At 48.9% G+C, this 17,167-nt stretch carries 29 protein-coding genes and 1 pseudogene; 27 read left to right on the top strand and 3 right to left on the bottom strand.

What is annotated here, in order from left to right:
* Position 1 precedes the first annotated feature (1 nt).
* From SK38_RS08270 to SK38_RS08260, 3 genes are read left to right on the top strand one after another with little or no spacing between them, the layout of a single operon-like run.
* Positions 2-361, top strand: a complete 360-nt coding sequence (locus tag SK38_RS08270) for a RusA family crossover junction endodeoxyribonuclease (RefSeq protein ID WP_048235607.1) — start codon at positions 2-4, stop codon at positions 359-361.
* Entirely contained in the window at positions 358-1,398 is a 1,041-nt protein-coding gene (locus SK38_RS08265) for a DUF968 domain-containing protein (protein WP_048235606.1), read from the top strand. The genes SK38_RS08270 and SK38_RS08265 overlap by 4 nt, the downstream gene beginning before the upstream one ends.
* 13 nt (positions 1,399-1,411) lie before the next feature.
* Complete coding sequence (locus SK38_RS08260; protein WP_048235605.1) at positions 1,412-2,011, top strand: hypothetical protein; 600 nt, start codon at positions 1,412-1,414, stop codon at positions 2,009-2,011.
* Between the two features lie 318 nt (positions 2,012-2,329).
* Here SK38_RS08260 and SK38_RS08255 read toward each other — a convergent pair whose 3' ends face one another.
* Positions 2,330-2,704, bottom strand: coding sequence for a FlxA-like family protein (locus tag SK38_RS08255; RefSeq protein WP_048235604.1), 375 nt, complete (start codon positions 2,702-2,704; stop codon positions 2,330-2,332).
* Between the two features lie 144 nt (positions 2,705-2,848).
* Between SK38_RS08255 and SK38_RS08250 the strand changes: the two genes are divergently transcribed.
* From SK38_RS08250 to SK38_RS08230, 5 genes are all read left to right on the top strand, one after another.
* Positions 2,849-3,037 carry a hypothetical protein gene (locus tag SK38_RS08250; protein WP_044700587.1) on the top strand — a complete coding sequence of 63 codons (189 nt, stop codon included), beginning with the start codon at positions 2,849-2,851 and terminating at the stop codon, positions 3,035-3,037.
* Positions 3,038-3,190: 153 nt separating this feature from the next.
* On the top strand, positions 3,191-3,469 hold the full coding sequence (locus SK38_RS08245; RefSeq protein ID WP_048235603.1) for a phage holin: 279 nt from the start codon (positions 3,191-3,193) through the stop codon (positions 3,467-3,469).
* Complete coding sequence (locus SK38_RS08240) at positions 3,441-3,989, top strand: lysozyme (protein ID WP_048235602.1); 549 nt, start codon at positions 3,441-3,443, stop codon at positions 3,987-3,989. Before SK38_RS08245 ends, SK38_RS08240 begins: the two co-directional genes overlap by 29 nt.
* A complete protein-coding gene (locus tag SK38_RS08235) occupies positions 3,986-4,501 on the top strand; it encodes a DUF2514 domain-containing protein (protein ID WP_044700581.1) in 516 nt (171 codons plus the stop codon). The genes SK38_RS08240 and SK38_RS08235 overlap by 4 nt, the downstream gene beginning before the upstream one ends.
* Positions 4,498-4,728: a hypothetical protein gene (locus SK38_RS08230; protein ID WP_000990801.1), complete on the top strand. Its 231-nt coding sequence runs from the start codon at positions 4,498-4,500 to the stop codon at positions 4,726-4,728. Before SK38_RS08235 ends, SK38_RS08230 begins: the two co-directional genes overlap by 4 nt.
* 75 nt (positions 4,729-4,803) lie before the next feature.
* Here SK38_RS08230 and SK38_RS25190 read toward each other — a convergent pair whose 3' ends face one another.
* Positions 4,804-4,977 carry a YnfU family zinc-binding protein gene (locus tag SK38_RS25190; RefSeq protein WP_213083834.1) on the bottom strand — a complete coding sequence of 58 codons (174 nt, stop codon included), beginning with the start codon at positions 4,975-4,977 and terminating at the stop codon, positions 4,804-4,806.
* A gap of 141 nt (positions 4,978-5,118) precedes the next feature.
* Here SK38_RS25190 and SK38_RS08225 point away from each other — a divergent pair, with 141 nt between their 5' ends.
* The 6 genes and pseudogenes from SK38_RS08225 to SK38_RS23840 all read left to right on the top strand — a co-directional run bounded on the left by SK38_RS08225 (position 5,119) and on the right by SK38_RS23840 (position 6,981).
* Complete coding sequence (locus SK38_RS08225; protein WP_044700634.1) at positions 5,119-5,316, top strand: hypothetical protein; 198 nt, start codon at positions 5,119-5,121, stop codon at positions 5,314-5,316.
* Positions 5,317-5,344: 28 nt separating this feature from the next.
* A pseudogene (locus SK38_RS23850) lies at positions 5,345-5,509 on the top strand (DUF2514 family protein); the annotation flags it as partial.
* A 378-nt stretch (positions 5,510-5,887) separates the two neighbouring features.
* Positions 5,888-6,100, top strand: a complete 213-nt coding sequence (gene cspG / locus SK38_RS08220) for a cold shock protein CspG (RefSeq protein WP_000066494.1) — start codon at positions 5,888-5,890, stop codon at positions 6,098-6,100.
* Positions 6,101-6,110: 10 nt separating this feature from the next.
* Positions 6,111-6,299, top strand: a complete 189-nt coding sequence (gene ymcF / locus SK38_RS23845) for a cold shock small protein YmcF (RefSeq protein ID WP_057069020.1) — start codon at positions 6,111-6,113, stop codon at positions 6,297-6,299.
* Positions 6,300-6,372: 73 nt separating this feature from the next.
* Positions 6,373-6,603, top strand: coding sequence for a hypothetical protein (locus SK38_RS08215; protein ID WP_000756041.1), 231 nt, complete (start codon positions 6,373-6,375; stop codon positions 6,601-6,603).
* A gap of 204 nt (positions 6,604-6,807) precedes the next feature.
* A complete protein-coding gene (locus SK38_RS23840) occupies positions 6,808-6,981 on the top strand; it encodes a GnsA/GnsB family addiction module toxin (RefSeq protein WP_001100119.1) in 174 nt (57 codons plus the stop codon).
* 372 nt (positions 6,982-7,353) lie between these two features.
* Here SK38_RS23840 and SK38_RS08210 read toward each other — a convergent pair whose 3' ends face one another.
* Entirely contained in the window at positions 7,354-7,893 is a 540-nt protein-coding gene (locus tag SK38_RS08210; RefSeq protein ID WP_044700576.1) for a cytochrome b, read from the bottom strand.
* 275 nt (positions 7,894-8,168) lie between these two features.
* Here SK38_RS08210 and SK38_RS23835 point away from each other — a divergent pair, with 275 nt between their 5' ends.
* The 13 genes from SK38_RS23835 to SK38_RS08150 all read left to right on the top strand — a co-directional run bounded on the left by SK38_RS23835 (position 8,169) and on the right by SK38_RS08150 (position 17,126).
* On the top strand, positions 8,169-8,531 hold the full coding sequence (locus tag SK38_RS23835) for an HNH endonuclease (protein ID WP_047715729.1): 363 nt from the start codon (positions 8,169-8,171) through the stop codon (positions 8,529-8,531).
* 233 nt (positions 8,532-8,764) lie between these two features.
* On the top strand, positions 8,765-9,262 hold the full coding sequence (locus tag SK38_RS08205) for a phage terminase small subunit P27 family (RefSeq protein ID WP_003832359.1): 498 nt from the start codon (positions 8,765-8,767) through the stop codon (positions 9,260-9,262).
* Entirely contained in the window at positions 9,259-10,986 is a 1,728-nt protein-coding gene (locus SK38_RS08200; protein WP_048235601.1) for a terminase large subunit, read from the top strand. Before SK38_RS08205 ends, SK38_RS08200 begins: the two co-directional genes overlap by 4 nt.
* Complete coding sequence (locus tag SK38_RS08195) at positions 10,980-11,159, top strand: hypothetical protein (protein WP_003832363.1); 180 nt, start codon at positions 10,980-10,982, stop codon at positions 11,157-11,159. The genes SK38_RS08200 and SK38_RS08195 overlap by 7 nt, the downstream gene beginning before the upstream one ends.
* On the top strand, positions 11,159-12,418 hold the full coding sequence (locus SK38_RS08190; RefSeq protein WP_048235600.1) for a phage portal protein: 1,260 nt from the start codon (positions 11,159-11,161) through the stop codon (positions 12,416-12,418). Before SK38_RS08195 ends, SK38_RS08190 begins: the two co-directional genes overlap by 1 nt.
* A 36-nt stretch (positions 12,419-12,454) precedes the next feature.
* Positions 12,455-13,375 carry a S49 family peptidase gene (locus SK38_RS08185; RefSeq protein WP_048235599.1) on the top strand — a complete coding sequence of 307 codons (921 nt, stop codon included), beginning with the start codon at positions 12,455-12,457 and terminating at the stop codon, positions 13,373-13,375.
* A gap of 72 nt (positions 13,376-13,447) precedes the next feature.
* Entirely contained in the window at positions 13,448-14,734 is a 1,287-nt protein-coding gene (locus SK38_RS08180; protein ID WP_048235598.1) for a phage major capsid protein, read from the top strand.
* 97 nt (positions 14,735-14,831) lie between these two features.
* Positions 14,832-15,209 carry a hypothetical protein gene (locus SK38_RS08175; protein ID WP_048235597.1) on the top strand — a complete coding sequence of 126 codons (378 nt, stop codon included), beginning with the start codon at positions 14,832-14,834 and terminating at the stop codon, positions 15,207-15,209.
* Positions 15,190-15,507 carry a head-tail connector protein gene (locus SK38_RS08170; protein ID WP_003832371.1) on the top strand — a complete coding sequence of 106 codons (318 nt, stop codon included), beginning with the start codon at positions 15,190-15,192 and terminating at the stop codon, positions 15,505-15,507. The genes SK38_RS08175 and SK38_RS08170 overlap by 20 nt, the downstream gene beginning before the upstream one ends.
* Positions 15,504-15,854 (top strand): phage head closure protein, encoded by a 351-nt coding sequence (locus SK38_RS08165; protein WP_003832373.1) that lies wholly within the window; start codon positions 15,504-15,506, stop codon positions 15,852-15,854. The genes SK38_RS08170 and SK38_RS08165 overlap by 4 nt, the downstream gene beginning before the upstream one ends.
* Positions 15,823-16,212 carry a hypothetical protein gene (locus tag SK38_RS08160; protein ID WP_048235596.1) on the top strand — a complete coding sequence of 130 codons (390 nt, stop codon included), beginning with the start codon at positions 15,823-15,825 and terminating at the stop codon, positions 16,210-16,212. The genes SK38_RS08165 and SK38_RS08160 overlap by 32 nt, the downstream gene beginning before the upstream one ends.
* Positions 16,209-16,610 (top strand): HK97-gp10 family putative phage morphogenesis protein, encoded by a 402-nt coding sequence (locus SK38_RS08155; protein WP_048235595.1) that lies wholly within the window; start codon positions 16,209-16,211, stop codon positions 16,608-16,610. Before SK38_RS08160 ends, SK38_RS08155 begins: the two co-directional genes overlap by 4 nt.
* Before the next feature lie 33 nt (positions 16,611-16,643).
* Entirely contained in the window at positions 16,644-17,126 is a 483-nt protein-coding gene (locus SK38_RS08150; protein WP_044700555.1) for a major tail shaft subunit, read from the top strand.
* The last annotated feature ends 41 nt before the right edge of the window (positions 17,127-17,167 follow it).

Below are 17,167 nucleotides of genomic sequence, written 5' to 3'. Positions count from 1 at the left end.
TGTGAAAATCTACGATATCACCCCAATGGGCAAGCCCAGAATGACGCGCGCTGACAAATGGAAAAAGCGCCCCGAGGTTCTGCGTTACCGGGCTTTCTGTGATGAAGTTCGTCTGCAGGGTGTTGAGCTGCCGGAAAGCGGTTCACATGTCACCTTCATTATTCCGATGCCAGCGAGCTGGGGCAAAAAGAAACGAGCAGAGTTCAACGGTAAACCACACCAGGCTAAACCCGATTTCGACAACATGATGAAAGCCCTGATGGATGCCATTTACGAAGATGACGCTCATATCTGGGATTCACGCGTAACTAAATTATGGGGAGAGAAGGGACAAATAATTATCGGGGAGATAGCAGAATGAGGGCGCTGCTGAAGCCGGTTGTTGCGCGTGAGCTTGGAATTGTGCTGCTCAAACCGGGCAGCGAGCTGATGTCATTATTCAGTTGTGAACGTGTGCTTGTGGAAAGCCAGCCGGCAGGCATGGACCGGTTGCCTGCTGGCCGTGTTCCTGATGTTCGTCAGCCGCTTGCCAGTGACGACTCCCTGAGGCCGTTCTTCCTGGATGAAAAAGTTATTAAGGCTGCTGGCGGTTTGAGTGGCCTTGATTACTGGCTTATGCGTTATGGCGGTCATTGCTGTCAGTGGCCACACAGCGATTACCATTATCACGAGTTAACTCTTCTGCGCCATGACCCCGGATCGGTTCTTCTGTGCGGACATTGTGATAACCATTTGCGCGACCACTACAGCGTACAACTTGCAGAGCTGGCGAGACGTAATGTTATTAACTGGATTATCAACAGCATCATGGTGGCGCTGAATCAGGATCCGTCCAGAGAACTGTCGCTGGCGGAGCTTTGCTGGTGGGGGGTACGTATGGGGGTTACCGACGCAATTCCCGAATCAGTAGCCAGCCGGGCGCTTCGTATTCCTTCAGAAGAGCATCTGTCAGTCATGCGTGAATGCGATATCGAACCGGGGGTAACCGCCACCAGCATCATTACAGCCAAAGCCAGCACGTTAACCGTATACATGCCATCAGCGCAGGTTCCTGCGCTCAAGCCTGTAGTTGGTGTTCTGGTCGATCCAGAGTCCCCGCAAACCTATATAAAACGTCCAAAGCGGATCCGATGGACGGCCCCCGGGTATCTGGAATGGATTAAAACACAGCCCTGCGAATGCTGCGGCAAACCATCAGATGACCCACACCATTTAATCGGCTGGGGGCAGGGAGGGATGGCAACGAAGGCGCATGATATTTTCGCGATCCCCTTGTGTCGTCAGTGCCATACAGAACTACATAACGACCCGGTGAAGTTTGAGCGAAAGCATGTGCCTCAGCCGGTAATGATTATCAGAGTGCTGGACCGGGCTTATGGGCTCGGCGTTCTGGCGTAAGGAGAAGAACAGGATGACACCACGTCAACGCCGCAATCATCTGGAAGCGCTGGGTAAAGCGGCTTCTGCTCCACGCAAAAGCTGGCTGGGTAAATGTATTCTCCTTACAGGGATCCAGTCCGGATGGATTAAATCCCTGCTCACTATATGGGGCGAGGGGGTGGGAGGAAAAACTGCACCCCGTTTGCTGCGAAGTCATGCATGCTGGAATGTTATTAAAGGACGGATTTGGTCAGATAAGGCGTTAGAGCGATTCACTGTTGCGTTAAATCAGGCGAGAGAAGAGGGATTCCGTGGACAGCAGGCAATGAACAGGGCACATAGCATTCTCTGGCCGCAGTCATCCGCTAGTGTGATTGATGAAGCCCTGCATAATGATGATGTCGATTTTGTTGAGCAATGCGTACTGCAGGCGCTGGATATTAATGATCCGGTTTATGTGGTCGGTCTTCAGTATTACACCACCCGAAAAAAAATCTCAGACATAACCCGGGAGTTGCAGGCGATTGCGCCATGGTTAACTGATGGGGAGGCAAGAAAGCGCGTGCGCTGGTGCCTGGAAATATTCAGAGCAAAGGTCTTTTTGGAAGCACGCAAACTGTTATCTGAATAGACTCACTGAAATCATTTTTTAGCTATTGATGCTATTTTTTGATAATGGTGTTGAAAACGGGCCAGAAAATCAGATAATTTATTCATGCTTGGCAGAGCTGCTGCCACTATGGCAGCGACAAAAAGCGAACAATTTGAACATAACGAGAACCCCGCCACAGCGGGGTTTTTGGTTTCCGGCGATACGACAGGGGTATTCGCGAGGTGCATAGCACCAGTACCCCTGTCATATCGCCGATCTGAAATCGTTAACTCGAAAACAAGTTCTCACAATCCTTTTTCGTTTCTAACTCAGAGGAAAAATGATAGGGGGTCACTGCTAAACGTAGACATCAATATTTTTAGTATTATTCCCTGCAACGTTCGAACTTGATTTGTCACTTACCGTAGGTAATGCACCCGATGCCATTTGGTTTTTTTCTGCTTCTTGTTTTTGTAATTGAGCAATTTTTGCGTACATAGACTCGATTTGCCTTTGAATCATCTCCATCTGCTGTTTAAGCAGTTTTGCCTCATCTTCGGAGGTTACTTCATTTATTTTTGAACCCATGGCGCTGAGTTCTTTTGTCAACTCTCCAATTTGTTTTTTCAGGTTTTGAATTTGTTGTGAAACAGAGTTGCCAGTACTTGAAGATGTTTGTTTTACTGTGCTTTGCAGTATGTCCTGACCCAAAGTGCTAACGGTCATGCTCATGGTGGTTCCTCCGGCCTTACATTTATTACCCATTATCGTCATCTTTCGAAATTACTTTATTAGCAAAGGTTAAGTTGTGGTTTCCTGCACCACAGCATTATTTGTGCCGCTCTATACTATCTGCTGAGTATCGCGGAGGAGCTTATGAAAGAGGGCTATTACTGGATTCAGCATGTTGGCATTGTACAGGTGGCGTACTACACGAATGACACTGTTGATGATCTGGAGACGGGTAAAACAATCACAGGTGTCTGGCATCTGACCAGAGGCGATGACATTTGCCATAACGGTGAAGCAGAGGTGTTAGAAGGTCCTCTCTCTCCACCATTGTAAACAACTGTACTTACTTCGAGGCTGCCGCATGGCGGCCTTTTTCATTTCAGGCTCACGGGAATCATCCGCTACGTGCTTTGTTGATAAATCCAGCCCGTGAAGCCTGACCCTTTAATCACACACAGCGCCATCCGAAGAATCGGAGGTGAGGCTATGACCAGAATGAGCACCATTTACAGCAGACTTTCATATGGAACAGGAACCACGCTGACCGGTTGCGGTGTATCAGCGAAGGCATATGCCGAAACAGCTAAAACAGCAAAAGAGGTGTCCTGGATGTTGGCCGACAGAATTGCAGGGTTAAGCCTGAGTGACTGGGCAATTATTGTCGGTATTGCATGCACCGTTATCACCTGTGCTGTGAACTGGTATTACAGGAAAAAGGAAAGGGAGGACCGGCTTAATGGCAATGTCACCAAAGCTGGAGAATAAACTGAGCGCAGCGGTCGTTGGTCTGATTCTTGCGGGAGCCTCCGCGCCAGTTATTCTCGATCAGTTTCTGGATGAGAAAGAGGGTAATAGTCTGACGGCGTATCGCGACGGCGGAGGGCTCTGGACGATTTGCCGTGGCGCCACGATGGTTGATGGTAAGCCAGTAGTTCAGGACATGAGGCTTTCTGCTGAGAAATGTGCCCAGGTAAACGCCATAGAACGCGACAAGGCGCTGGCATGGGTTGAACGAAATATAAAAGTTCCGTTGAGTGAGCAGCAGAAGGCAGGTATCGCTTCTTTCTGTCCTTACAACATTGGTCCAGGCAAATGCTTCCCGTCAACGTTCTACCAGCGTATCAACGCCGGAGATACAAAAGGGGCATGTGAGGCGATCCGCTGGTGGATTAAAGACGGTGGCCGCGATTGTCGTCTGACCAAAGGCCAGAAGAATGGTTGCTATGGACAGGTTGAACGACGAGACCAGGAAAGTGCACTGGCGTGCTGGGGGATAGACCAGTGAGCCTGCGCTATCAGTTTATTGCCATTTCTCTGCTGGTGGCCATCGCATTCATCGCGGGTAGTGTATGGAGCAGCCGCGGCTGGGAAAAAAAGTGGGCGGAACGTGACAGCGCGGAATCATCGCGAACAGCGAACGCGCAGACCGCCGCCCGCATGATTGAGCAAGGGCGCATAATTGCCCGTGATGAGGCTGTAAAAGATGCACAAGCACAAGCCGCTAAATCTGCTGCCACTGCTGCTGGCCTGTCTGCCACTGTTAACCAGCTGCGTACCGAAGCAACAAAGCTTGCCACCCGCCTGGACGCCGCAAAGCACACCGCAGATCTTGCCACTGCCGTCAGAAGCAAAACAGCCGGAGCCGACGCCGCAGTGCTCGCCGACATGCTCGGACGCCTTGCAGAAGAAGCTCGATATTATGCTGAGCGATCTGACGAAAGCTACCGGGCAGGAATGACGTGTGAGCGCATTTACGACTCAGTGAGGCAGTCAAACAACAACAGGGTTAGAAGATGAACGCAGAAAACCTAAGTGAAGCGTATTACCTCAATAACGATATAAAAGAACTACAACTTCAGAAAAGCATACTGGAAAGTGGTGCCGGACTTGGTGTGACAATCCAGTCTACCTATCAGGATAACGCCTTTCTTGATGCCATACGCCCGCATGCAGTGGCTGAACTTGATCGCCGTATTGTGGAGAAGAAAAAAAACCTCTCCACTCTGGGTGTTACATTCTCTTAAATGAGAACAACAATAAAAGGTTATGTCTGCTTTGCCACATTCTGAGAGTATGAGTTTTATTTGGTAGTCAATCAGTTACTTTATTGGTTTGCTTTCCGATGGAAGATAGATGTTTCCACAGAAGGGGCAAATTAACGTTATATTGTTTTTTATTCTCGACAGACTGTGCTTTGACTGGCGGGAGCAATGAGGACAAGTACTTTTCACATGGCGTAAAGTACGCATCTTGATATCTTTGAGTATCGACATGTTTATTGTCCTGGTGGGCGGTTAACAACCATACACCACATGTTGGCTAATAGCTTCTTTTATAACCGTTACGATGTAGTCGTTAGCCATAATCAATCAAGCCTCGCAATAGCGGGGCTTTTTAACAACTGAGGAATGAGCATTACAGTAGTTCTTACAGCTAAGCAGATTGAAGACCTGGCTGCCTTCGCAAAAGAAGATGGCCAGCCACAATACACCATCACTACCGGAACAATCCCTGAGTTCGAAGCGGATGATGGCGAGGTTATCCCTGAGTACACCGGGCTGATTGCCTATTCCAAGTCGCTAGAGCATAGCGTTCTACAGCTCGATAACTAACGAATCAACAAAACTTTCCATCCGCCATGACACCACAATGCTCGTAGACATGCCAGGAAGCCTGACAGAAGAAGCTCGATACCATGCTGAACGCGCTGATGAAAACTACCGGGCAGGAATGACATGTGAGCGGATTTATGAGTCCGTAAAAATACTAACAATGAACCGTAGAGGAAAAATAATAGCTCTATAAATTAAGATGTTGACGGTTTTCGTGGATAAAATTGTGAATTTTTACTATGAAGGAAATACGACTCTTCCTTGAGTCAAAATCCCTGACAACTTAGGGTGATAGATAAAGGTCTTACGCAGCATGACATAATTTTCGATTTAAGCTATTTAAATTAATTTTTATGATCAAAACCCACTGAGATTTACTTACAAAACTAAACCTTGCTATGTTTGGTTAATCATGCGTTAATGAATGTCTGGTTTGTAACGAATTTATCTGAAGCAGTCGCTGTAATAATTTTATTCCTTGTTCCTGTTGAGATTTCCTTGTTAGCTTTTCTCTCTGATAATTTTTTTCGGACCATTCTGCCCAAGGGCTTACTCAATAAAGGTAATGTTTATGTCTAATAAAATGACTGGTTTAGTTAAATGGTTTAATCCTGAAAAAGGTTTTGGTTTTATCACTCCAAAAGATGGTAGTAAAGATGTGTTTGTTCACTTCTCTGCTATCCAGAGTAATGATTTCAAGACGCTGAATGAGAATCAGGAAGTTGAATTTAGTGTTGAACAGGGACCTAAAGGCCCCACGGCAGTTAATGTCGTGGCTGTATAAGGTAACTGTTATTACTAATAATATTCACTTCAGATGTCCGTGTTGCCACGGATCTCAGTACCGAACGTCAAACTTTGATGTTACTGAAAAAAATCCTTTCGGAGCAAAATGTATTTTTTGCAAATCAACAATGATTACATTTGATAATATTGCACTGTACATTCGTTCTGGTCAGTCTTCGTTAGAATTCAGAAAATAAATTTCAGGCTCCTTATGGAGCCTTTTTTGTATGCTGAACCGACAATCTCTGTAAGAGACATCACGGTAAAATTATGAAAAAAGTCATCGTTTTTTTTAATGCAGAACCTGCAGTTGTTGTAACCGTAATGAAAGGTATTACTACGATAATGCGTGAGTTTCCCAATGGGGAAAAAGCACACCTACCCGTGATGTCAGCGGGATTTCCATCTCTGACAGGAGACCATAAAATAGTTTATGTAGCCTCTGATCGTGATGTCAGTTCAGAAGAGATCCTCGAGGCAGCATCGAAGCTTTTGAAATGAGATCTGGTTGTTTCGTGACCGACCCGGATTTTAGTACAGTGGTTTGTGTGGTCGCGAGCTCTTTTGTATGAAGATTGTACTGCAAACTATTGATAATTGAGTCTTTCTATTCTATCTTTTAAACATATCAGCGCTTATACAAGTGCTCTACGGGGAATGTAACATGCTTGGCGTTGATACGTTAGAGATCAAGAGAGGTAAACAATGAACGTCGAAGATTTAAAAAGAAAAACTGAAGCGGATATTTCTGAATTCATCACAAAAAAAATTATTGAACTCAAAAAAAAGACAGGAAAAGAAGTTTCCGATATCCAGTTTAATGCTCGTGAAAAAATGACTGGGCTTGAAAGCTATGATATTAAAATCACATTAATCTAATTGTTATAAGATTCAGTTCGAGTGAAAAAGCATTATCTTGAAAGGTAATGCTTTTTTATTTCTGTCATAAAATTTAGAACGTTGTCAAAGCCTTCACTTCTAACCACAGATTTTCTGCTTACCTTTTAACGGGTCCTCCTTGACGATTCTGACCATCGAGGGGCAGCAGCGGCGCGGGATTTGGAGCATTTTTGATTCTTCACGCAACCATTTCAGCATTTGATGCTGATGACGGAACACTATCCCCGAATACACTGGGTTTGTTGCATTCTCTGATTCAAAAGAACACGGTGTGCTTCAACTTGGCTGAGCAGGCATTACAGCAGACATTCACTGAGTGCCTGCTGTAATGTTAAACATTAAAATTTGTATTTATTTCTTATCGTTACAATCAGGGATCATCCTCAAAAGAGTGTTATCTTTCTGGACGTAGTGATGGAATAACGCTGCACCAGCATGCGCTGCGATTAAAAAATATCCGATGTTTGCCAGTGTTTCGTGAGTATCTTTGATAAGTGATTTTGTTTCCCCGTCAGGAGTAACGAACGATGCAACGTTAAAACCTAATAAACTCCAGTCCTTTCCACCGTAAGCCATAATTGCAATACCTAATAATGGTAGAGCCAAAAAAGAAATGTACAGCAGGATATGCATTATTTTAGCAGCCATCATCTGCCAGGCTGGTGGGGGGGGAGTGATAGCTGGATCATGATACTTATGTTTAATAATTAATCGTATTATCATTAAAAACCAGACAAACACCCCAACATTGTAATGTGTTTCTTTCATGAGAAGGTAGGTGTTACTGCCTTTGGGAAACCAGCCACGAAGCTCCATAGCTGCATAGGTTATCGCTATTAATATCAGGGTTAGCCAGTGTAAGCGAATCTGAAGTTTTGAGAATTTGACCATTATTCTTGCCTCAAACGGTGTATTACATCGACCATAAATCATGAAGCTTAACAAATCCTTATTTTTGTTGAGAGATTAAGAGTTTGTTATTCCAGCGATCTCACTTGAATGTTTTGATAATAATTCTCATTTTTATTTCTTTCTGATAATCCTTGATGTTACGGGGCAAGAACCACGCTGATTCTCGCTATTTATGAGAACTTTCAATCAACTACTGGTTCATTTTTACTTTCCGCCTATTACACAATTTGTATCCAACAAACAGGACTATGCCGATGCCAGCACGTGCTAAACGCCCATGCCGACACAAAGGGTGTGCGGCAATCACCAACGATGTCAGCGGATATTGTGACCAACACCGAAAGCAGCATGCTGGTGACGGCTGGCGGAATTATCAGTCAGGAAAGAGCAGACAAGAACGTGGATATGGGCGGCTCTGGGAAATTAAACGAGCGCGTATCCTTCAGCGTGATAAATACCTGTGTCAGAACCATCGCCGGCAGAAGATAGCGAAGAAAGCGGAAAGCGTTGACCACATCATTCCAAAAGCTCATGGCGGTACTGATGACGATTCCAACCTTGAGTCGTTGTGCTGGGAATGCCACAGAGCAAAGACAGCAAGAGATCGTATTCGATGAGTTATGCCCATTACATATACTGTGGGCTGAGTGGCTATTTTTCGAATTCCTGTTCGCACAATGCGAGCAGTTGTAGTCGCCGCAATCTGAATTACGATTTTCATCTCGATTAAATCAGACGGATGTCTGGGGAAGGGGGGATCAAATCCCTGACTCCTTTCGCACTTCAGGACTGCCCGCTTCCTCGTATTTTTATACCCGCGAAAAATGAAATTTAACCAGGAGTGTCGCTTATGGCTGGAACGGCGGGGCGTTCCGGGCGTCGCCCCAAGCCAACGGCGCGCAAGGAGCTGGCAGGGAACCCCGGCAAACGAGCCCTGAATAAAGAGGAACCTGTATTCACACCGATTAAAGGTGTGGCACCACCTGACTGGTTTTCTGAGGATGATGGTCTGCCAATGGCGGCCGTCATGTGGGAACTGACCACGAAAGAATTATGTGGACAGGGATTACTGTGTGTTACCGATCTTGCCGTACTTGAGCGCTGGTGTGTTGCATATGAGTTCTGGCGCAGGGCGGTTAAAAATATCGCCAGAGAAGGGCTGACTATCACTGGTGCTATGGGGGGGAAGATAAAAAACCCTGAGCTAACCGCAAAGAAAGAGCAGGAATCGGAGATGAGCTCTACCGGCTCCATGCTTGGCCTTGATCCCAGCAGTCGACAACGCCTAATCGGCCTTGCCGGACAGAAGAAAACCTCTAACCCATTCCTGAAGATGATCAACTCATGAGCCGGAAATCGTACCCCAACGTAAACGCCGCGAATCAATACGCCCGCAACGTTGTGCGGGGGAAGATTCCGGCGTGCCAGTTTGTCATTCAGGCCTGCCAGCGTCATATCGATGACATGGCGGCTGAAAAGAGTAAGAAATTTCGTTACCGCTTCGATAAAGACATGGCAGAAAAGGCCGCGAAATTTATCCAGTTGTTGCCACATACAAAAGGAGAGTGGGCATTCAAGCGGATGCCGATCACTCTGGAGGCATGGCAACTGTTTATTGTGTGCTGCGCCTTTGGCTGGGTTCAGAAAGGGTCGAAGCTTCGACGATTTCGCGAGGTTTACACGGAGATACCGCGTAAAAATGGGAAATCAGCTATTTCGGCAGGTGTGGCGCTGTACTGTTTTACCTGTGATAACGAGTTTGGCGCTGAAGTATATTCCGGGGCCACAACTGAAAAACAGGCGTGGGAAGTATTCAGACCAGCTCGTCTGATGTGTAAGCGCACCCCGATGCTGGTGGACGCGTTCGGGATTGAAGTTAATGCGTCCAACCTGAACCGGCCAGAAGATGGCGCGCGTTTTGAGCCGCTGATTGGTAACCCTGGGGACGGCGCTTCACCGCACTGTGCGATTGTTGACGAGTATCACGAACATCCCACAGATTCGCTCTACACCACTATGCTGACGGGTATGGGGGCGCGGCGACAACCACTAATGTGGGCGATCACGACGGCGGGTTACAACATTGAGGGTCCATGCTACGACAAACGGCGTGAAGTGATTGAGATGCTGAACGGCACAGTACCGAATGAGGAATTGTTCGGCGTGATATACACCGTCGACGAGGGGGATGACTGGACCGATCCTAAAGTGCTGGAAAAAGCTAACCCGAATATGGGCGTGTCGGTCTATCGTGACTTTCTCCTCAGCCAGCAACAGAGAGCTATTAATAACGCCCGTCAGGCTGGTGTATTTAAAACTAAACACCTCAACATCTGGGTTGCAGCCCGTGCCGCTTTCTACAACCTGGTTTCCTGGCAGAACTGTGAGGATAAGACACTTACGCTGGAGCAATTCGAAGGACAGCCATGTGTTCTGTCTTTCGACCTGGCACGCAAGCTGGATATGAACAGTATGGCGCGGTTGTTCACCAGGGAAATTGACGGCAAGACACATTACTACAGCGTTGCTCCCCGCTTCTGGGTTCCCTACGACGCAGTATTCAGCGTTGAAAAGAACGAAGATCGTCGTACTGCGGAGCGATTTCAGAAATGGGTTGAAATGGGACTGCTTACAGTTACTGATGGCGCTGAAGTTGATTACCGCTACATCCTTGAAGAGGCCAAGGCGGCAAACAAGCTCAACCCAGTCAGTGAGTCACCGATTGACCCGTTCGGCGCGACGGGGCTTTCACATGATCTGGCTGATGAAAGCCTTAATCCGATCACTATCGTTCAGAACTACACCAATATGTCTGATCCGACGAAGGAGCTGGAAGCCGCCATTGAGTCAGGCCGCTTTCATCACGACGGGAACCCGATTATGAGCTGGTGTATCAGCAACGTCGTCGGGAAGTATTTGCCCGGTAATGACGATGTGGTTAAACCCATCAAAGAGCAGAACGAAAACAAAATCGATGGCGCGGTTTCGCTGATTATGGCAATCGGACGGGCAATGTTGAATAGCCGGGCGAGTAATTCATCCGTTTACGACGAGGAAGATGTAGCATGCTAATGACGTTTTTAAGTTTTTTTATCGGCCTCGCCGGAGCCGCATTACTGTCTGCCGGTGCCTGGCTTATTTCACCTGCAGCCGGGCTTATTACTGGCGGTTCAATCTGCCTGCTGTGGTCATTTTTAATCGCGAAATCAATGTCTGCCAGCGTAATTAAATCAGGGGGTGAATAATGTTCATTCCCCAGATGTTTCGGGGTAAATCTCAGTCTGGTGGTAGTTTCTGGCAGGCGATGCTGGGTGGTGTGAGTTCCAGCCAGAGCAAGGCGGGGATCATTATCACTTCTGAAACCGCAATGGCGCTATCGGCGGTCCGCGCATGTGTAACACTTCTGGCAGAATCGGTGGCGCAGCTGCCGTGTGAACTTTACAGGCGAGGTGCTAACGGAGGCCGTGAACGGGCGACTGACCACCCTGTTTATGATCTGATTCATTCCCAGCCCAACAAAAAAGACACCTCGTTTGAATACTTTGAACAGCAGCAGGGCCTGCTCGGGCTGGAGGGAAATTGCTACTCGATCATCGACAGGGACGGGAAAGGGTATCCCCGCGAATTAATCCCGGTTAATCCCAAAAAGGTCATTGTCCTGAAAGGGCCTGACGGGATGCCCTATTATGAACTCCCCGAAATTGGCGAAACGTTGCCAATGCGCATGATTCATCATGTGAAGGTTTTCTCGCTGGATGGTTATATCGGCAGCTCTCCAATCCAGACGAACGCGGACGTTCTTGGGTTAAGCCTGGCGGTGGAAGAGCATGCTTCTCAGGTTTTTCGCCGTGGCTGTACGATGAGCGGCGTTATTGAGCGACCAAAAGAAGCCGCGACAATCAAAAGCCAGGATGCTATTGACCGACTGTTAGCAAAGTGGACGGACAGGTATTCCGGCGTCAGGAACGCCTTCTCTGTTGCATTGCTTCAGGAAGGGATGAGCTACAAACAGCTATCTCAGGATAATGAGAAAGCGCAGCTGTTGCAGTCCCGTCAATGGGGTGTGGAGGAAGTGTGTCGGCTCTATAAAATCCCGCCTCATATGGTGCAGATGCTGGCGAAAGCCACGAATAACAACATTGAGCACCAGGGGCTGCAGTTTGTGATGTACACGCTGTTGGCCTGGCTGAAGCGTCATGAAGGCGCATTAATGCGCGATCTGCTTTTACCCAGCGAGCGCAGTGATCTGTACATTGAATTCAATGTTTCTGGCCTGCTGCGCGGTGATCAGAAGTCACGCTATGAATCTTATGCACTAGGCCGCCAGTGGGGCTGGTTATCGGTTAACGACATTCGCCGCATGGAGAACCTTCCACCCATCGCCGGAGGGGACAAATACCTGACGCCTCTGAATATGGTCGACAGTAAACAAATCTTACCTGGCGATAACACGCCAACAGCAAAACAACTGGCAGAAATCAACTCTATTCTGTCCAGAAACTGAATATCACCCGCAGTGCGGGCTGACCTGGTAAACATCATGACAAAAAATTTAATTAATCTGCCGCATCTGGCGGCTATGGTCTTTGGTGTTCCACATTACGTGACACGACAGACAATGGATTCTGTAAAAGCTGTGCTGGTTCCCCGTATTCAGGGATTATCAGAAGAGGCTGGAATTCACATGACACAGGATCCTGATAACAATCAGGCGCCAGATTTGGTTCAACCAGCTGGTGGAATGGCTGTTATTCCTGTTCACGGCATTCTGGTTCCACGTCGTGGGCAAATTACTGCAATGTGTTCTGAACTTATCAGCTATGAGCGCATACGTAGCCAGGTGCATGCTGCATTAAATGACCCTTCCATCAGTGAAATTGTGCTGGATATAAATTCTGGTGGTGGTGCGGCGGTTGGATGCAAGGAACTGGCCGATTATATTTTCCAGTCACGTCAAACTAAGCCTATTACTGCAATTGTGAACTACAGCGCCTATTCTGCGGCTTACTTTATCGCTTCGGCCTGCAGCAAAATTGTAGTCAGCCAGACCAGTGGAGTCGGCTCGATTGGAGTGATCATGGAACACCTGGATACTTCCAGGATGGAAGAGCAAATGGGGTTAACATTCACCACGATTTTTCGGGGAGATAACAAAAATAACGGTACACAACATGAGCCGCTGAGTGAAGACGCTCGGGGAATGTTCCAGAGGATGATAGACGATATGTACGAGACGTTTATTACCTCCGTAGCGGAATACCGGAATCTTGCCCCTCAGACGGTGATTAACACGCAGGCCGGAATCTATTTCGGCGCTGATGCCATTTCTGCTGGTCTTGCCGATGAAGTTTCGGATCCTCAGTCCGCAATTAATGCCATTGCGGCAAAGTACAAACAACCTCAAAGAACCACTTCCATAAAGTTGCAGGCAGCAGCGATGGACCTGCAAACCAGAATGTAACCCGGCGCTAACGCGTCATTACCAGAAAGCAGCCTGTTGGCTGCTTTTTTTATGCCAAAAAGAGAGAAAACTATGCCACAGATTGAAGAATTACGTCGTCAGCGTGCGGGTATTAATGAACAGGTACAGGTCCTGGCCACGATTGAAACTACCGGTGGAACGCTGACAGCGGAGCAGTTAACCGAATTTGCCAGCCTGCAGCAGCAGTTCACGGATATCAGCGCCAAGATTGAGCGTCTGGAAGCGGCTGAACGTGCTGCAGCGCTTGTCGCCAAACCGGTTAAAGCCACACAGCAGGCTCCTGGTATCAGCATTAAGGCAGAGCCAAAGCAATATACCGGCGCAGGCATGACCCGTCTGGTGATGTCGATTGCGGCAGCACAGGGTAACGTCCAGGGCGCTGCAAAATTTGCAGCTGAAGAACTGAATGACCAGTCTGTCTCGATGGCCATCAATACTGCCGCCGCGTCAGGTGGCGTTCTTATTCCACAAAACCTCCACAGCGAGGTGATCGAGCTGCTGCGCGATCGCACTATCGTTCGTAAGCTGGGCGCGCGCTCCATTCCGCTGCCGAACGGCAATATGGCGCTGCCGCGTCTGGCCGGTGGTGCGACGGCGAGCTACACCGGGGAAGGCAAGGATGCGAAAGTATCAGAAGCCCGCTTTGATGATGTGAAACTCACTGCGAAAACCATGATTGCGATGGTGCCAATCTCCAACCAGTTGATTGGTCGTGCTGGCTACAACGTGGAGCAGCTGGTCCTGCAGGATATTCTGACCGCGATTTCTGTTCGTGAAGATAAAGCCTTTATGCGCGATGACGGTACCGGTGATACGCCTGTCGGTATGAAAGCGCGGGCAACTGAGTGGAACCGCCTGCTGCCGTGGGAAGCTGCTGCAGAGGTTAATCTGCAGACGATTGATACCTATCTCGACAGCATCATCCTGATGGCGATGGACGGCAACAGCAACATGATCAGCTGCGGCTGGGGTATGTCGAACCGTACCTACATGAAACTGTTCGGTCTGCGCGACGGTAACGGTAACAAGGTCTACCCGGAAATGGCCCAGGGGATCCTGAAGGGATTTCAGATTCAGCGTACCAGCGCTATCCCGGCAAACCTCGGTGACGCAGGCAAAGAGTCGGAAATTTACTTCGCTGACTTTAATGATGTGGTTATCGGTGAAGACGGCAACATGAAGGTGTCGTTCTCGCAGGAAGCCTCCTACCAGGACGGGGATGGCAATCTGGTTTCCGCATTCTCCCGTAACCAGTCGTTGATCCGTGTGGTGACGGAGCACGATATTGGCTTCCGTCATCCGGAAGGTCTTGTTCTCGGGACAAAAGTACTGTTTTAACCGGTCCTGCACGCTGTGCGACCACGATCGCACAGAGTAAAAGCACGTAATCCCCCAGGCCCGCAGCAGCGGGTTTTTTCTTTTCAGGAGCAAAACGATGACAACGAAAGCGGCAAAAGCAGCGGCAGCGGCGGCTGCTGCCGGGGATGTGAAAAAGCCGGATGAACTGACGCCGGAAAATACAGTGGACGGGAATGACGGTCAGAATACTGCAGCGGGTTCAGGTGATGCCGGTGTTGATCTGACCGGAAGTGAAACAAACGGGGCCACGGGCCTGAAGGGAGCAGAAGTGACGCGGAAAGCGGTTTTTTTCCTGGGACCCTATCATCGTTATTCACGCGGTGATACGGCCTGTTTTGATGCTGAGTACGCAGAAAAACTGGTTGAACGCCATATTGCGGTATGGCCAGAAGATGCGGAAAAGGCGCTGAGTCCCCGCAAGGGAGCCGATGACCATGATACTGACATTGGATGATGTGAAAACCCAGCTCCGTCTGGAGCCGGATTTCACGGAGCATGACGACATGCTCACTAAAATGGTGGCGGCAGCGCAGAAGAGTATTGAGCGTGACTACTACTGCAAACTGGTGGGAAGCGATGACGAACTGCAGGCGCTGCCGGAAGGGGTACGCGGTTTTGTGGCGGATGAAGATATCCAGCTGGCCATGCAGTATCTGGTCGGGGATGCGTATCTGAATGGTTTCACTGGTCAGTGGCTGGAGACGGCTGCGGTCCGGCACCTTCTTTTCCCGTTGCAGGAGAACACGGTATGAGCCTGAAGCCGGAAGAAATGACCTGCCGTCTTTCGATTGGGTATATGCAATCCGGCCGGGGGCCGCTGGGTGAACATCTGCCGGAACAACTGGTCGCGACCGGGAAAGCCTGGGCGAAGCGCGAGCTGGTATCGGGCAGAAAGGTCCGCACACTGGATCAACAGCAGGTTGTTGAAACGTGTCTTTTTACCACTCATCCGAACCTGAATATTGATATCGACTGGAAAATAACGACGTCTGACCGGGTTTATACCGTTCGTAACGTCGAACGTCTTGCGGACCGCATCATCATCACAGGGGAGGCAGACGCACGTCATGATCGAGCTGGCATTAAAGACAGCACTTGAACGCCTGACCGGGCTGGATGTTTATCCTCTGCTCCTGCCTGATGAGCTGCAGGAGGGGATTACTTACCAGTGTATTTCCGATCCGGAGCTGTACGCCGGACTGTTGCGCACAGGCCTGATTGCGGGGCGCTTCCAGATAGCGATTCATCTGCTTAATGACTACACCCGTCTGTTACAGCTGGATAAGAAAATCAGCGCGGAATGGACCGCTATCGTGCATGGCCAACTGGAGGGCTTTCCCGTACAGAATGTGGTCCGGGGGGGAATACAGCAGAGTAAATTGGTACTGACCAGCGGCAATATTCAGTACCGGCTCGTCCGGGATTTTACCTTTCACTACCGGGAAGCTTCACCATGATCACTATGGACGTAAAAGGGCTGGACGAGCTGGAGCGGCAGCTTACCGCGCTCGGTGAAAAGGTCGGCATGAAGGTGTTACGTGATGCAGGGCGTGAGGCGCTGAAAGTGGTTGAAGAAGACATGAAACAACATGCCGGCTTCGACGATGCGTCCTCTGCAGAGCATATGCGTGATTCCATCAAAATTCGTTCATCCCCCCGGAAAGGTCGCGGAAATACGGTGGTCATCCTTCGGGTTGGCCCCAGCAAAAAGCATTACATGAAAGCGCTGGCCCAGGAGTTCGGTACGGTGAAACAGGTTGCCGATCCGTTCATCCGTCCGGCGCTGGATTACAACGTCCGGCAGGTTCTGCGCATTCTGACCGTAGAAATCCGCAATGGCATTCAGAACAGGTAGCAACCGCTGCCCACGATTTAAGAGAGAATCATTATGGCTGATGAAAATAACACGCCAAAATCATCCCCTGAGTACGCAATGCTTCCTGCCGGGACGGTGGTGAAGTTTGGGGAGGTAGGAGCCGCTGTAGCGGCGTTGAAACCGCTGATTAACTGCAAGGCGCTGGGCGCGACAGGTCAGACGGGAGGATTTGTCGACTGTACCACCCTGCTGGACAAGAGTAAGCAGTCGGTGTCAGACCTGCCTGAAGGTCCGGAGAAATCGCTGGGATTCATTGACGACCCGGAAAACGAAGATTTCACCGCGTTCCTCAATGCTGCAGAACAGCGTAAGACCGTTCAGTTTTATGTTGAGTTGCCGAACAAACGAACGGCTTCAATGATCCTTGCGCTTTCAGGCTGGCAGATGAACGAAATCACAGCGCCTGCCAGTGAAGTTATCCAGATTACGGTGCAGGGTAAGCAAAACAACATTAAATGGGGAATAGCCGCCCCGGCGCCAGATGCCGGAGCGTAATCCGTTTCCCGTAACACACCGCCTCCGGGCGTTTTTTTTTC

It is taken from the genome of Citrobacter sp. MGH110 (assembly GCF_001037515.1).
Lineage (GTDB): Bacteria > Pseudomonadota > Gammaproteobacteria > Enterobacterales > Enterobacteriaceae > Citrobacter > Citrobacter portucalensis.
Note: the sequence above shows the minus strand (reverse complement) of the source record. Positions and strands in the feature narration are given on the sequence as shown.